A 14,902-nucleotide genomic window follows, 5' to 3' on the forward strand; every position below is an offset into this window, starting at 1 on the left:
TCCGCCATCAGGTTGTCGCGGCATGATAGCCGCGAAGCAAGTGTCAGCACCAGCGGCGCCGCTGTGGCCTGCGATCGCTGCGATGACCGCGCTGCAGGCCCTGGTGTCGCTGGCGCTGTTCGCGCCGGGCGTCGTCGCACCGCGCGCCGGCCTCGGCATCGAGCAGCTGTCGCTGTTTTCCACCGCGGCCTTCACCATCAGCCTCGTCTCCTCGTTCTGGGGCGGCACGCTGGTCCAACGCGTCGGCTCGCTGCGCGTCGCAGCGCTGTGCGCGGTCGCCGTCTGCGCCGGCATGTCGCTGGCCCTGTTCGAGGGTGGATGGGCCCTGCTCGGCGCCGGGCTGATGCTGGGGCTCGCGGTCGGACCGGAGACACCGGCAAGCTCAGAGCTGCTCGGACGTCTCGTACCGGCCGAGAAGCGCGCGATGGTGTTTTCGATCCGGCAGACCGGCAGCCAGATCGGCGCCGTCGTCGGCTCGCTGCTGCTGCCGCCGATCGCCGTGCTGCTGGCACCGAGCTCCGCCTATGCCGCCGTGATCGTCTGCGCCGCCATCGCCTTCGCCGGCTTCGAGCGTCTGCGGCCGGCCTATGCGATCACGCCGCCGGCCATGCCGCGGCTCGGCCTGTCCGATCGGCTGCGACTGATCAGCGCCGACCGCCGCATGGCCGCGCTCGCGGTCGCCTCGATTCCGTTCAGTGGCATGCAGGTCATCCTCAACACCTGCTTCGTCAGCTTCGGCACGGCGGAGCTCGGGCTCAGCCATGTCGAGGCCGGCTGGGTGCTGGCCTCGGCGCAAGGCGCCGGCCTGATGGGACGGCTGGGCTGGGGCGTGGTCGCGACGCGGCTGCGCTCGGCGCGGGCCGTGCTGGTGATGGCGGGCGTCGGCATGGCGGTCTGCGCGCTGCTGCTCGGTCTCTGGGGGCCGCTGCTGAGCCGGTCGATCCTGGTCCTGCTCACGATCGTGTTCGGGCTGACGGCGAGCGGCTGGAACGGCGTGTTCATCGCCGAGATCGCCAATCTCGCCAAGCCCGGACGCGTCGCCGAGGCGACCGGTGCGGTGCTCACCGCCTCGTTTCTCGGCCTCGTCGCCGCGCCGCTGCTCGTCGCCTTGCTGACGCCCCGCGTGGGACTCGGCGGCAGCTTCGTCGCACTCGGATTGACGGCGGCCGCGGGCGCGGCCGTGCTGCTGATGGAGCGATCCCATGCGCGCAAGTGACATCGCACGCGCCGTCATGGCGCGGCAAAGCACCGCCAGAGAGATGGCCGAGCAGGCACTGGCGCGCATCGCCGCGGCCCGTGACCTCAACGCCGTCGTCACGACAGATCCGGCGCGAACGTGCGCCGAGGCCGATGCCGTCGATGCGCGCGTGGCCGCCGGCGAAGCAATGCCGCTCGCCGGCGTGCCGATCGTGGTCAAGGACAATATCTGGGTCGGCGGCTGGCGCATCACGCAGGGCTCGCGGCTGTTCGCTGATTTCATCGCGCCCGAGGATGCGATCGCGATCGCGCGGCTGCGCCGCGCTGGCGCCGTGATCGTTGGCGTCGGCGCAACCTCCGAGTTCGCCTGCAAGGGCGTGACGACCTCGCAGCTGTTCGGACCGACTGTTCATCCGCAGGACCGGCAGCTCACGCCCGGCGGCTCGTCGGGCGGTCCCGCCGTTGCGGTGGCGGCTGGGCTCGTGCCGCTCGCGATCGGCACCGATGCCGGCGGCTCGAGCCGCCGGCCGCCGGCCCATGTCGGCGTGGTCGGCTTCAAGCCGTCGTTCGGTGCCATTCCCTACGGGCCGGGATTCCCCGAGCCATTCTGGCGCATCTCGGTGATTGCGCCAATTGCGGCCGATGTCGGCGATGCCAGGCTTGCGTTCGAGATCATGGCCGGCGCCGAGCCGCGCGATCCTGATACGTTCGATGTGGCCGCGGCGGATCATGCAACGCCGCTGCGCGTGGCGTTCTCGCCGCGGCTCGGGCTGGACGTCGCGGTCGATGGCGACATCAGCGCTGGCCTGCAGCGGGCGGTCGACCGCCTCCGCGCCGGCGGCATGCCGATTGTCGACAAGTATCCCGTCTGGCCGGCGGGCCTTGCCGAGGACGCGGTGATGCCGCTCCAGCATGCCGGGCTGGCCGCGCTCTACGGCGACGCCTTCCACAATGATCCGGCGCAATTCGATCCAGATATCGCCAAGCAGATCGAGCGCGGGCTCGGCCTGAGCGGCGCCGATGTCGCGCGTGCGCTCGAGGCAAGCGCGCAGATCGCGCGGGCCTTCGCAAGCTTCTTCACGCAGGCCGACGTGCTGCTGGCGCCGACCGTGCCCTGCGTCGCCTGGCCATTCACGCAGCTCGGCCCATCCAAGATCGGCGGCAAGCCGGTGAGCCCGCGCGCGCATGCGGTGTTCACGCCTTACGCCAATCACGCCGGCGTGCCGGCGATCTCGATCCCCTGCGGCACCAACGTTCACGGACTGCCATTCGGTCTGCAACTCATCGCGGCCCGCGGCCGCGACCGCCTGCTGCTCGATGTCGCTGCCGACGCAGAGCGGATCCTCGCTCAGTCCTGATCGAACTTCTTCGCCAGCCGGGCCCGGGTGATGTGACCGATCTGGTCGATGGCGTTGGCGATCTCGGTGTCCGGGTCGCTGCCGATGCGACGCTCCATCTCGGCGATGACCGAGGGGCGGTCGGCGTGCAGCGCCAGAGCGACGATCAGCGGCATGCCGAACTTGTCGCGATAGCGGCGGTTGATGTCGGCGACGCGCTCGAACTCGGAGCGCGACAGCGAGGTGAAGCCGAGCCGACCCTGCTCGCCGATCGAATCGTTCGTCATCTCACCCGCCAGCGCCTCGCGGCCGGCGAGCTCCGGATGGGCGCGGATCAGCTTCAGCTTCTCGTCGCGGCTCATGGCGCGAACGACGTTCATGAGCGTCGTATGCAGCGCATCCGCGGCGTCGTCGAAGGCGGACAGGCCGGCGCGATAGGCGCGGTCGGCAATCTCCGGGGAGTGCTCGAAGATGTCGCCATAGCGCTCGACGAACAGCACGCGCGACATCTGCGACGGCCGCCATGCGCCGGCCGGCGGATGCGTCCGGATCCAGTGCCGGGCGATGTCGAGCCGGGTCGCGACCCAGACCTTGTCATGACCCGTGATATAGTCAAGGAAGCGCGCCAGCGCGGCCGCGCGCCCGGGGCGGCCGACCAGCCGGCAGTGCAACCCGACCGACATCATGCGCGGGCTCTCCGCCCCCTCTGCGTAGAGCGTATCAAAACTGTCCTTCAGATAGGCGAAGAACTGGTCGCCGGAATTGAAGCCCTGCGGGGTGGCGAAGCGCATGTCGTTGGCATCGAGCGTATAGGGCACGATCAGTTGCGGGCCGTGCGGCCCCGAGATCCAGTACGGCAATTCGTCGGCATAGGAATCGGCGCTGTAGACGAAGCCCTGCTCATTCAACACGATGTCGAGCGTGCGCTCCGACGTGCGGCCCTGGTAGAAGCCGAGCGGCCGCTCGCCCGTCAGCTCGGTATGGAGCCGGATCGCCTCCTCGATATCGGCGCGCTCGTCGGCCTCGGGGACATCGCGGTAGTCGATCCATTTCAGGCCGTGGGAGGCGATCTCCCAGCCGGCTTCCTTCATCGCGGCCACGGCGTCTGGATTGCGGGCCATCGCGGTGGCGATCGCGAACACCGTCACCGGCAGCTTGCGCGCGGTGAACATCCGCCACAACCGCCAGAAGCCGGCGCGCGAGCCGAACTCGTAGATCGACTCCATGTTCATGTGGCGCTGGCCCGGCCAGGGCTGGGCGCCGACGATCTCGGACAGGAAGGCTTCGGAGGCGGCGTCACCGTGGAGGATGTTGTTCTCGCCGCCCTCCTCGTAGTTGATCACGAACTGCACGGCGACGCGGGCATCGCCCGGCCAGCGCGGATGCGGCGGCGTGCGGCCGTAGCCGACCATGTCGCGGGGATAGACGTCAGCACTCATCCGGCTCAGCTCCCGCGATAGGTCTGGTAGCTCCAGGGCGTCGCGAGCAGCGGCACATGGTAGTGCGCGCCAGCATCGGCGACGGAAAAGCGGAGCGGGATCAGATCGAGAAACAGCGGATCGCCCGAGGCGAGGCCGTGGGTCCTGAAATAAGCGCCCATATGGAAGGTCAGCATGTAGGTGCCGATGGCGAAGTCATCGTCCGCCAGCATCGGCTGGTCGGTGCGCCCGTCGGCATTGCTCCGGACCTGCTTGACGCGGCGCCAGGAGCCGTCCGGTTCGAGGACATCGAGATCGATCGCGACGCCGGCCGCGGGCTTGCCCCTGACCGTATCCAGAATATGCGTGCTCAGCCGCCCCATGCATCGTTACCTCTCTGCTGCCGGCTCGGAACACTATCAGCGCCCGGTTAAAGGTTCGAGGCGATTTCCAGTTCAGTTGCAGCCTACGGTCTGGTCACGTCGCGCTCCTTGCCGAAGCGCTCGACCAGGAAGTCGATGAACAGCCGCACCTTCACCGAGAGGTGCCGCGTCGGCGGATAGATCGCATAGAGCGCGAGCGGCGGCGCGGCGTAATCGGCGAGGATCGCGGTCAGCTCGCCGCTCTCGAGCGCGTCCGCCGCGATGAAGCGCGGGATCAGCGCAATGCCCTGTCCCTTGATGGCGACGTCGCGCAGCACCTCGGCATTGTTGACGCACAACGACCACGCCGGCTGGACCCAGTGGTCGCCGTCGCGGCCGGTGAGCTTCCACTGATTGCCGGTCAGCAGGAAACCGTAGGTGAGAGAGGTGTGGCGACGCAGCTCCTCCGGGCTGCCAGGCGTGCCGTGCCGCGCGAGATAGGCCGGCGCGGCGCAGATCACGCGCTCCACCGGCATGATCCGCCGCGCCACCAGGCTCGACGATTCCAGCTCGGCGATCCGCAACGTCACGTCGAAGCCGTCCTGCACGGGATCCAGCAGATCGTCGCTCAGCACGATCTGCAACTGCAGCTCGGGATAGCGGGCCATGAAATCGGCGACGACGGGACCGAGCCGCATGGTGCCGAACGACATCGGCGCGTTGACGCGCAAGAGCCCGCGCGGCGCGGCCTGCGACTGACTGACGGCCTGATCGGCGGCGTCGAGCTCCGCGAGGATCGAGACCGCGCGCTCGAAATAGAGCTGGCCGGTCTCGGTCGGGCTGGCATGGCGCGTGGTGCGGACGATCAACTGGACGCCGAGGCTCGCCTCCAGCTCGCCGATATATTTCGAGATCGCCGAGCGCGACAGCCGCAGCTGCCGGCCGGCCTCGGCGAAGCTGCCGCTCTCGACCACCTTCACGAAGGCCCGCAGGCTGCTCAGCTTGTCCATAGGGACGCCATTGTCGCCAAATCGTAGACAGAGACGTCACAAGAGCACGGATTGTCTCCAAATCAAAGCGAGCCAATATTGCACCCAGGAATTCAACGGCCCTTTCGGGGGTCCATCGACAGGAGACCCATATGCCCGGACTGCACCACGTGACTGCGATTGCCGGCGATCCGATCCGCAATTTCGGCTTCTACACCCGCGACCTCGGGCTGCGCTTCGTCAAGAAGACAGTCAATTTCGACGATCCCGGCACCTATCATTTCTACTACGGCGATGAGACCGGCCGCCCCGGCACCATCCTGACCTTCTTCCCCTGGGCCGGCGTGCGGCCGGGCCGCCGCGGCGTCGGCGAGACCCACCAGACCGCGTTCCGGGTGCCGCAGCGCTCCCTTAGCTACTGGACGCAGCGCCTCACCGAGAAGGGCATCGCCTATGAGGCGCTGGAGAAGCGCTTTGGTGAATCCGTGCTGCCGTTCACCGATCCGGACGGCATGGCGCTGGCGCTGGTCGGCGTCCCCGGCGCGGAGAACGAGCCCGGCTACAGCAACGGCGACATCCCGGCGGAGCACGCGATCCGCGGCTTCCACGGCGTGACCCTGCTGCTCGACTCCGCCGAGAGGACTGCCGCCGTGCTGACCGACGTGTTCGGCTTCGAAGAGACGGGCCGCGAAGGCTCGGTGATCCGCTTCAAGGCGCCGGGCGACGCCGAGGGCAGCGTGGTCGACATCTACGAGGCCAGGGGCTTTCTGCGCGGCGCGCAGGGCGCCGGCTCGGTGCATCACATCGCCTTCCGCGCCGCCGACGATGCCGCACAGGGCGTGATGGCACAGCGGCTGGTCGATCGCCACGGCCTGCATCCGACCGAGCAGAAGGACCGCAACTACTTCCGCTCGATCTACTTCCGCGAGCCGGGCGGCGTGCTGTTCGAGATCGCAACCGATATCCCGGGCTTCGCGATCGACGAGCCGGTCGCCGAGCTCGGACGAAACCTCAAGCTGCCCGCTTTCCTCGAATCGCACCGCAAGCAGATCGAAGGCGTGCTGCCCAATCTCGAGGAGGCCGCATCATGACCGAGGCATTGTCCTTCACCCACCGCTTCCAGCCCGCAACCACGCCGGGAGCAGCGCCGCTGCTGCTCCTGCACGGCACCGGCGGCGACGAGAACGATCTGCTGCCGCTCGGCGCTACGCTGTCTCCCGGCGCCGCCCTGCTGTCGCCACGCGGCCAGGTGCTCGAGCATGGCATGCCGCGCTTCTTCCGCCGGCTTGCCGAGGGCGTGTTCGACGAGGACGACGTCCGCCGGCGCGCGCTGGAGCTCGGCGCCTTCATCGACGCGGCGCGTCAGCACTACGGGATCGGAGCGCCGCTCGCGGTCGGCTACTCCAACGGCGCCAACATCGCCGCCGCGCTGCTGCTACTGCAGCCGGAAGCGCTGGCCGGTGCAGTGCTGTTCCGCGCCATGGTGCCGCTGGCGCATCCTCCAGCCGCCAGGCTCGCGCGCCGGCCGGTGCTGATGCTGTCGGGGCTCGCTGATCCGATTGTACCCGTCAGCAATTCGGCGAAGCTGTGCACGCAGCTCACCGAGGCCGGCGCCGACGTGACCCACACGACGCTTCCGGCGGGGCACCAGTTGTCGCAGGCGGATGTGACGCTGGCGCGCGACTGGCTCGCCGGACTGCCGCAGGCGATCGCCGCCTGAAGACGCTTGCGGCTGTCGCGGCTCCTGGCCAAGAATGTGGTCTCATCGGCACCAGCATCGGACCGCCCTCCGGCGGCTCCGATGCTGGCGGATAGATGGGAAGGATGTTGCGCATGGCCGTCGACAAGCTGTTCATCAATGCGCGGCTCGACCGCAGCGCGCGCCATGCGATCACGGTCGACGGCGGCCGCATCAGCGGGCTTCTCGCTGAGACCGAGCGCCCTGAGGCGCGCGAGGTGATCGATCTCGGCGGCGCGCTGGTCGTGCCCGGCTTCGTCGAGGGCCACATCCATCTCGACACCAGCTTCTACGGCGATGCCTGGAAGCCGCACAAGCCCTGCACCAACGGCTTCGACGTGCATGAGCGCGTCACGTTCCAGGCGCAGAACATGGCCGCGGCTGCACCGATGGACGTGCGCGCCCGCAACCAGCTCGATCTCTGTATCGGCCACGGCACGACACGGATGCGCAGCCACGTGATGGTGGACGGCTCCGTCGGCCTCACATCGCTGGAAACGATCCTGCGCGTCCGCGACGATTATCGCGAGCTGATCGAGATCCAGCTCGTCGCCTTTCCGCAGAGCGGCATCCTCAAGAGCCCGGGCACACCCGAGCTGCTCGACGAGGCCATCAGGCTCGGCGCCAACCTCGTCGGCGGGCTCGATCCCGCCAGCTTCGACCGCGACGTCGAAAGGCATCTCGACGTCGTGTTCGGCACAGCCCACAAGCACGGCGTCGATGTCGATATCCATCTGCACGATCCGGGCATGCTCGGCCTGTTCGAGCTGGAGCAGATCGCAGCGCGCACGCGCGCCCTCGGCATGCAAGGTCGCGTCGCGGTCAGCCACGCCTACGCCCTCGGCGACCTGCCTGCTGACCCGCTGAAGAAGATTGCCGACGTCCTGGCGGCGTCTGGCGTCGCCATCATGACCAACGCGCCGGGCGCGCGGCCCTTCCCGCCCGTGGCGCTGTTGCGTGCGGCGGGGGTCACCGTGTTCAGCGGCAACGACAACATCCGCGACTCCTGGTGGCCCTATGGCGACGGCGATCTGTTGAACCGCGCCATGACGGTCGGCTATCGCTCCGGCTTCTATGTCGATGACGAGCTGCGGATGGCCTTTGACCTCGTCACCGAGGCCGGCGCCAAGGCCTTGAGGCTTGCGGACTACGGCCTGCGCGTCGGTGCGCGGGCCGACTTCGTCACCCTCGATGCCGAGCACGTTCCGCAGGCTGTCGTCGCCGTGCCAAAGGGCCGCTCAGTCTACAAGGACGGCCGCCTCATCGCGCGCGACGGCCATGTGATCAGGCAGCCGACCTAGGCCCGCGTCATTGTGCCGGCTCGACCGGTGCCTGTGAGCGCGGCGGCTCGGCGCGCGACACCGTCGCCGCCTCGATCCAGCGCGTCACGGCCGACAACTGTCCGCCGGACTCGCGATAGGCCTGCAGCTGATAGTCAGCCGAGCTGCCGAACTGCATGATGATGCGGCAGTGCTCGACCTCGGCGAGACATTCCAGAGCCTCCGCATGCGGTGCGACATCCGCGATCATGCGGTTGAGGATCTCCTGGCCCGTCACGGGACCGTCCTCGGTCACGAACAGACAGTCGGTGCCATAGCGCTGCGCCCGCCACTTGTTCTCGACCGCGATCGCGCGCTCGACATTGCCGACGGTCTCCGCAAGATCGGGATTGAGATAGAGGTAGCGTGCCAAAGCGCGATAGAGCGAGGCAATCGCCACGGCGTCATCCACCGACGTGCAGACGTCGGGCGCACGCAACTCCAAGGTCGGATGCCGCAGCGACGGCCGCATCGCCCACCAGACATGACTCTCGTCCGGCATCACGCCGGACTTCGTCAGCGCCGCAACATAGCGATCATATTGCTGCTTCGAGGTGAACAGCTCGGGCAGGCCGCTGCGCGGCAGCTCGTCATAGGCGGCAAGCCGATAGCCCTTCAGGCCCGTCTCGCGCGAATTCCAGAACGGCGAGGACGCAGATAGCGCGACGAACACCGGGATATGCGGGATCATCGCCCGCATGACCGCGAACCGCCGCTCGGGGTCCGGCAATTGGACGTGCACGTGCATGCCGCACAGCATGTTGCGCTGGCCGACGATGCGGAGGTCCTCCATCATCTCCGCGTAGCGCGGCTTGGGGCTCGGCTGTGAGCTGCGCCACCTCGCGGTCGGATGCGTGGAGCAGGCCAGGATCGTCAGGCCATACTGACGCGCCACGCTGGCAACCTCGCGCCGCAGGAACTTCATCTCCTCGCGCGCGTCGCCGACATCGACATGGACGTTGGTGGCGACCTCGAGCTGCGCCTGCAGCATCTCGCGCATGGCCTGCCCGCCGGTCGACCAGTTGGCGGCCTCGAACAGATCGTCGGGCGTGCGGATCGCGACATCGCGCGTCTGCGCATCGACGAGAAAGTACTCCTCCTCGATGCCGAACGAATATTCCGTGACTTCCTCGCTGCCGCTGGCCGAGCGGATCACCAGACGACGCTCGTCATCGCTCAGGCCGAGCCGCAGCTTCTCCAAGATGCGTGGATCCAATCCCATGTGATCAATCCTGTCAGACGTCAAATGCCGTGAGTCTGCAGCCATGCCTCGAGCAGGGCCGCCTGCCACAGCCGCGAATGTCCCTTGGGGCTCATCTCGGCTTCGGGGTTTTGCAGCATGTGGTCGATAAGGTCGCGCTGGTAGAGGCCGCGTGCGCGCGCCTTCTCGTCGTTGAGAACGTCGCGGACATAGTCGAGGAACGGGCCGCGCAGATAGCGCAGCGACGGCACCGGAAAGTATCCCTTGGGACGGTCGATCACCTCCGCCGGCACGCAGCGGCGTGCCGCCTCCTTGAGAATGTGCTTGCCGCCGTTCTTCACCTTCAGCTCGGCGGGCATGCGCGCGGCGAGCTCCACCACGTCGTGATCGAGGAACGGCACGCGGGCCTCCAGCCCGAACGCCATCGTCATGTTGTCGACCCGCTTCACGGGATCGTCGACCAGCATGATCTCGGCATCGATCTGCAGCACCTTGTCCGCCGCCGAGGCGCCGGCATGATCTCCGAAGAAGCGCTCCACGAATGCCAGGCTCACGTCGTCGCCGAGCAACTCCGGCGCCAGCAGCCGCTGCAGATCCGAATGCGTCCAGTCGAAATAGGCATTCTGATATTGCTGAACGGGATCGTTGGCCGAGAGGAAGCCTGGATACCAGCTGTAGCCACCGAACACCTCGTCGGCGCCCTGCCCGCTCTGCACCACCTTGACGCGCTTGGCGACCTCCGACGACAAGAGATGGAACGCGACCGCGTCGTGGCTGACCATCGGCTCAGACATGGCGGCGATGGCATGGGGCAAGGCGTCGAGCGCGCGGTTGCCGCCGATCCTGATCTGCTCGTGGCTGGTGCCGAACGTCCGTGCAATGATGTCGGAGTAGTGGAATTCATCGCCGGTGTGCTTGCCCACCGCGTCAAAGCCGATCGAGAAGGTGCGGATGTCCTCGTGTCCCAGCTTGGACAGCAGCGCGACCAGCAGCGACGAATCCAGCCCGCCTGACAACAGCACACCGACGGGCACGTCAGCGACACGGCGACGGTCCACCGCCGATGTCATCGCGTCCAGCAATGCATCCGACCATTCTTCTTGACTCATGGCGCGATCGGTCGGACGCGGCGCGCCGACGCTGAACTGCCAGTAGCGTTCGCGGCGCTGCGCTCCATCGGGCTCGATCGTCAGCAACGTCGCCGGCTCGAGCTTCTTCACGCCATTGAGGATCGTACGGGGCGCCGGAACGGCGGCGTGAAAACTGAAGAAATGATGCAGCGCCGTTCGGTCGATCGAGGTGTCGACATCACCACCGGCGAGCAGCGCCGGCAGGGACGAGGCAAAGCGGAGGAAGCCCGGCCCCTCGGTGTAGTACAGCGGCTTGATGCCGAGACGGTCGCGCGCGATCACGACGCGTCCGCTGTCGCGCTCCCACAGCGCGAAGGCGAACATGCCCTTGAAGCGCTGAACACAGGTCTTGCCCCAGGCATGATAGGCCTTGAGGATCACCTCGGTATCGCCGTCGGAGAAGAAGCGATAGCCCTTCGCCTGCAGCTCGGCGCGCAGCTCGCGGAAATTATAGATGCACCCATTGAACACGATGCCGAGACCGAGCGCGGCATCGATCATCGGCTGCTGCGCGGCGGCTGATAGATCGAGAATGCTGAGACGACGGTGGCCGAGCGCGATTCCGCCCTGCACGTAGAGGCCGGCGGCGTCGGGACCGCGCGCCTGCAACGCATCGTTGACTCGGCCGAGCGCCGCGAGCGCGGGCTGTCCGGAAGTCCTGACTTCACCACAAATGCCGCACATCGCGGATCATCCAGTTTCTGTTGTGTTATGTGCCGCCGACAACCCTCTGTGATCGTTTGCGTTCCGCGACGAAGCCGGCAGAGTCCGTGGCAAATAGCGGAACGATTTCGGCGGGTCTGGACGCGCGCGCGACCAGCACGTGATCGGGCGGAACCTCGATCCAGTCCGGCTCCTTGTCAAAAGGCTCGGAGACGACGATCACTTGATCGCCATCTTCCCGGTAGTAGAGCGAGTTGGCGCGATCATTCTCAGCGAAGCGAAACGCGTAGAGATCGTGGCCGTTCGACAGGGCGGACGTGAAGCGCAGATGCTCACGCAGGCCGTCCTCGTTGACCAGCTGGCGGAGCGCGCGTAGCACGTTCGATGTCGCACCGATCGGGTCCTGATCGATGCCGGCGCCGACGATGGCGAGGAACACGGCTTCGGAATCGGTGGTGCCGAGCCGCGAAGGATACAGCGCGTCCGGAATCATAGCCTCGATCTTGCGGCGCAGCCTGTTCCAGCACCCGACGAAGCCGTTGTGCATGAACAGCCAGCGGCCGCAGGCAAACGGATGGCAGTTCTGACGGGTCACGGCCGTGCCGGTCGCGGCGCGCACATGCGCGAAGAACAGATGTGAATGCAGGTGCCGGCACAGATAGCGGAGATTCTCATCGGACCACGCCGGACGTGTCTCGCGATACAGGCCGGGCTCGGGATGATCGCCGTACCAACCGAGACCGAAACCATCGCCATTTGTGCCTGCGGTGGATTCCAGCGCGCGGATGCTCTGCGTCACCAGCGAGTGTTCCGGCTCGGTCACATAGTGCTCGAAGGCGGTCGTCTCACCGCGGTACGCGATCCAGCGGCACATCCTTGCCCTCCGGTTCAATCAATGAGCGCGCGGCACGCCTGCGCGTGTCACGTTCTTTCGGAGCAGGCGGAAACGCGTCAAAGCACCCCTGGTTCCCGCGCAGTCAGTCACGCACGGGACGTCAGCCTGTGGGACTGGGATTGGCGTCGCCCGGCTCCGGCAACATGCCAGTGCCGGGAGTCTTGTCCTTGTCGGTCAGGTCGGGCCGCGCATGTGGGCCAGAGCATGCTTTCCGGGCCTGGCCGCTTCGCCGCCGGAGCGTCCGCGTCGCGCAGCTCCCTGCGATCTCGCGGTTTGCGATCTGGGTGCTCGTGATCTTCCTCACTCATCGATTGTCCTCTCGCGCAGATCAACGAGTCAGCGCGCGAAGGCAACCTTCGTCAGCTCTTGCCGTTCCCGTCCGCACGTTCGAGATCGCCTCTCCGGGCTCCGCTTTCGCGTCGTTGCGACAGGTGCTCGATCATTGCGAGTTGTGCGTAGAGCTCAGGTCCTCGCCAATCGCCATGGCGACACCGACCGTCTCGCCGCACGTTCCTCGCAGATGAAGCGACATCGCCGCACTCGTGCTCACGCCTCGCCGCGCTCGCGCACCAACCGGAGCCACGCCGCCGCGGCCGGCGACAGATAGGCGCCACGACGCCAGGCCATCGCCAACGTCCATTCGGTGCCGGGCTCGTCGAGCAGGACGAGACTGATCGGCACCTGCGTGCGCTGGGTCGCGATCATGCGCGGCAGGAAGGCGACCCCGAGACCGGCGCCGGCGAGCTCGGCAATGAAATCGATCTGCGTGCTGCGTGCAGCAACCACCGGCTCGAAGCCATTGCGGCGGCAGGCCTCGCGGAGAATACGATTGAGCGCGAAGCCGGCTTCGAACAGCACGAACGGCGTGTCGCGCAGCTCGGCGAGCGTGATCGTTTTGCGGCGGGCCAGCGAATGATTGACAGAGACGAGCGCCATCAGCGGCTCGCGGCGCACGATCTGCGCGGCAAACTCATCGGCGATGGGCGGCAGCAGGCCGGCAAAATCGATATCGCCTGCAGCCAGCAATTCGCTGAGCCGGTCGCTGCCGTGCTCCACCAGGCGGATCTCGATCTCGGGATAAAGCTGGCGGTAGAGCGCGAACAACGGCGCGAACAGCGTGCTCGACCCGATCGGCGGCAGGCCGAGGCGCAGCACGCCGCGCTTCAGGCCGCGCAGTTCGGCAAGCTCTGCCTGCAGGTCGTCGCGCTCCGCCAGCAGCCGGATCGCGCGGCGATAGACGATCTCGCCGGCCGCGGTCATGCGGCTCTTGTGGCCGAGCCGGTCCAGAAGGGGTAGGCCGAGCTCGTCCTCGAGCTGCTTGACGGCCTTGCTGACGGTCGACTGGGTCGCAAACACCACCTTGGCAGCCTGCGAGAAGCCGCCTTGGCGGACGACCTCGACGAAGTTCCTGAGGGTTCGAAGTTCCATAATCAGGCTCAGTATTCGATTTTCGACTTGATATCATTCATTCAATTCGCTTTCTACATGTTGCGATGCGGCATACGTTGATCGCGCAATCACTTACGGACGCCGCCACATGATGCATCGCAGCATTTCCATTGGGGCTCATCGCCTGCTCCGCCGCAACCGGCTGGTGCAGATCGGTCTGCTCGGCCTGTTCTGGGCTGCCGGCGAGGCGCTGGCCCGGGCGACCGGCCTGCCGCTGCCAGGCGGCATCATCGGAATGGCGCTGGCGCTCACTCTGGTCCTGGCAGGCGGATTGAAGGTCGCCAGCATCAAGCGCGGCGCAAATTGGATGCTGGCCGAGATGCTGTTGTTCTTCGTGCCGGCGGTGCTGGCGCTGCTCGACCATCGCGAGCTGTTCGGCCTGCTCGGCCTGAAGATCTTCGCCTTGATCGTCGTCAGCACCACCGCCGTGATGTGCGTGACCGCGCTCACCGTCGACCTCTGCTACCGTTGGACCGAGCGTCATGACCCTCGCCGCGCTGTGGCGTGAGCCGCTGATCCAGGCGGCGGTCTGGTCGCTCGCGACGATCCTGCTCTATCTGCTGGCGAAGCGCGTGCACCGGCGCTGGCCGCGCTGGTGGCTGATGCCGCTCGCGGTGGCGCCCGCGCTGCTGATGATCGCGGCGCTCGCGCTCAACGTCTCCTATCGCGACTACATCCGCGGCACGCATTGGCTGGTGGCGCTGCTCGGCCCGGCCACCGTCGCCTTCGCCGTGCCGATCTATGAGCAACGCGCGCTGATCCGCCGCCGCTGGCCGCTGCTGTTGGCCGGCATGGTCGCGGGCAGCCTCACCGCCGTGGCGACCAGTTGGGCACTGGCCTATGTCCTCGGCATCGATGGCGAGCTGCGTCTGAGCCTGTTGCCGCGCTCGATGAGCACGCCGTTCGCGATGGAAGTCTCAGGCGAGATCGGCGGCATCCCCGATCTCACCGCCGTGTTCGTCGTGCTCACCGGCATCATCGGCGCCGCCGTCGGCGACGTCGTGCTGGCGCGGCTGCCGCTGCGCTCGACGCTCGCCAGAGGCGCGCTGTTCGGCGTCGGCGCGCATGGTGCGGGCACCGCGCGCGCCCACCAGATCGGGCGCGAGGAAGGCGCGATCGCCGGCCTCGTGATGGTGCTGGTCGGGCTGATGAACGTGGCGCTGGCGCCGCTCATCATTCAGTTCATGCGGTAGCGTTCTCAGCG

14 protein-coding genes are annotated in these 14,902 nt (G+C 67.3%); 7 read left to right on the forward strand and 7 right to left on the reverse strand.

Going from position 1 to position 14,902, the window contains the following annotated elements:
• The first annotated feature begins 22 nt into the window (after positions 1 to 22).
• Together QX051_RS06920 and QX051_RS06925 are read left to right on the forward strand one after the other, a co-directional pair.
• Entirely contained in the window at positions 23 to 1,216 is a 1,194-nt protein-coding gene (locus QX051_RS06920) for an MFS transporter (protein WP_315775564.1), read from the forward strand.
• Positions 1,203 to 2,555, forward strand: coding sequence for an amidase (locus QX051_RS06925; protein WP_315775565.1), 1,353 nt, complete (start codon positions 1,203 to 1,205; stop codon positions 2,553 to 2,555). The genes QX051_RS06920 and QX051_RS06925 overlap by 14 nt, the downstream gene beginning before the upstream one ends.
• On the opposite strand, the gene puuE is transcribed toward QX051_RS06925, so the two are convergent.
• The 3 genes from puuE to QX051_RS06940 all read right to left on the reverse strand — a co-directional run bounded on the left by puuE (position 2,546) and on the right by QX051_RS06940 (position 5,324).
• Positions 2,546 to 3,973 (reverse strand): allantoinase PuuE, encoded by a 1,428-nt coding sequence (puuE, locus tag QX051_RS06930; RefSeq protein WP_315775566.1) that lies wholly within the window; start codon positions 3,971 to 3,973, stop codon positions 2,546 to 2,548. The two genes, QX051_RS06925 and puuE, sit on opposite strands and share 10 nt — an antisense overlap.
• Positions 3,974 to 3,978: 5 nt before the next feature.
• Positions 3,979 to 4,335: a hydroxyisourate hydrolase gene (uraH, locus tag QX051_RS06935; protein WP_315775567.1), complete on the reverse strand. Its 357-nt coding sequence runs from the start codon at positions 4,333 to 4,335 to the stop codon at positions 3,979 to 3,981.
• A gap of 83 nt (positions 4,336 to 4,418) precedes the next feature.
• The gene (locus QX051_RS06940; protein ID WP_315775568.1) at positions 4,419 to 5,324 is read right to left on the reverse strand and encodes a LysR family transcriptional regulator; all 906 of its coding nucleotides are present in this window, start codon (positions 5,322 to 5,324) and stop codon (positions 4,419 to 4,421) included.
• A gap of 131 nt (positions 5,325 to 5,455) precedes the next feature.
• On the opposite strand from QX051_RS06940, the gene QX051_RS06945 reads away from it, so the two are divergent.
• The 3 genes from QX051_RS06945 (at position 5,456) to QX051_RS06955 (ending at position 8,342) form a co-directional block, all read left to right on the forward strand.
• Positions 5,456 to 6,394, forward strand: coding sequence for a ring-cleaving dioxygenase (locus QX051_RS06945; RefSeq protein WP_315775569.1), 939 nt, complete (start codon positions 5,456 to 5,458; stop codon positions 6,392 to 6,394).
• Positions 6,391 to 7,023 (forward strand): alpha/beta hydrolase, encoded by a 633-nt coding sequence (locus tag QX051_RS06950; RefSeq protein ID WP_315775570.1) that lies wholly within the window; start codon positions 6,391 to 6,393, stop codon positions 7,021 to 7,023. The genes QX051_RS06945 and QX051_RS06950 overlap by 4 nt, the downstream gene beginning before the upstream one ends.
• 113 nt (positions 7,024 to 7,136) lie before the next feature.
• Positions 7,137 to 8,342 carry an amidohydrolase family protein gene (locus tag QX051_RS06955; RefSeq protein ID WP_315775571.1) on the forward strand — a complete coding sequence of 402 codons (1,206 nt, stop codon included), beginning with the start codon at positions 7,137 to 7,139 and terminating at the stop codon, positions 8,340 to 8,342.
• Positions 8,343 to 8,349: 7 nt separating this feature from the next.
• Here QX051_RS06955 and QX051_RS06960 read toward each other — a convergent pair whose 3' ends face one another.
• From QX051_RS06960 to QX051_RS06975, 4 genes are all read right to left on the reverse strand, one after another.
• Positions 8,350 to 9,582, reverse strand: coding sequence for a carboxylate-amine ligase (locus tag QX051_RS06960; RefSeq protein ID WP_315775572.1), 1,233 nt, complete (start codon positions 9,580 to 9,582; stop codon positions 8,350 to 8,352).
• Positions 9,583 to 9,602: 20 nt separating this feature from the next.
• Positions 9,603 to 11,375, reverse strand: coding sequence for an N-acetylglutaminylglutamine amidotransferase (locus tag QX051_RS06965; protein ID WP_315775573.1), 1,773 nt, complete (start codon positions 11,373 to 11,375; stop codon positions 9,603 to 9,605).
• Positions 11,376 to 11,400: 25 nt separating this feature from the next.
• The gene (locus QX051_RS06970) at positions 11,401 to 12,228 is read right to left on the reverse strand and encodes a class II glutamine amidotransferase (RefSeq protein WP_315775574.1); all 828 of its coding nucleotides are present in this window, start codon (positions 12,226 to 12,228) and stop codon (positions 11,401 to 11,403) included.
• A 567-nt stretch (positions 12,229 to 12,795) separates the two neighbouring features.
• Positions 12,796 to 13,677, reverse strand: a complete 882-nt coding sequence (locus QX051_RS06975; RefSeq protein ID WP_315775575.1) for a LysR family transcriptional regulator — start codon at positions 13,675 to 13,677, stop codon at positions 12,796 to 12,798.
• Positions 13,678 to 13,786: 109 nt separating this feature from the next.
• Here QX051_RS06975 and QX051_RS06980 point away from each other — a divergent pair, with 109 nt between their 5' ends.
• Complete coding sequence (locus QX051_RS06980; RefSeq protein ID WP_315734889.1) at positions 13,787 to 14,206, forward strand: CidA/LrgA family protein; 420 nt, start codon at positions 13,787 to 13,789, stop codon at positions 14,204 to 14,206.
• Positions 14,181 to 14,891 carry an LrgB family protein gene (locus tag QX051_RS06985; RefSeq protein WP_315775576.1) on the forward strand — a complete coding sequence of 237 codons (711 nt, stop codon included), beginning with the start codon at positions 14,181 to 14,183 and terminating at the stop codon, positions 14,889 to 14,891. Before QX051_RS06980 ends, QX051_RS06985 begins: the two co-directional genes overlap by 26 nt.
• Positions 14,892 to 14,902: the final 11 nt, after the last annotated feature.

The sequence above is a fragment of the Bradyrhizobium sp. SZCCHNR1053 genome (assembly GCF_032381235.1).
In the GTDB taxonomy this organism is placed as follows: domain Bacteria; phylum Pseudomonadota; class Alphaproteobacteria; order Rhizobiales; family Xanthobacteraceae; genus Bradyrhizobium.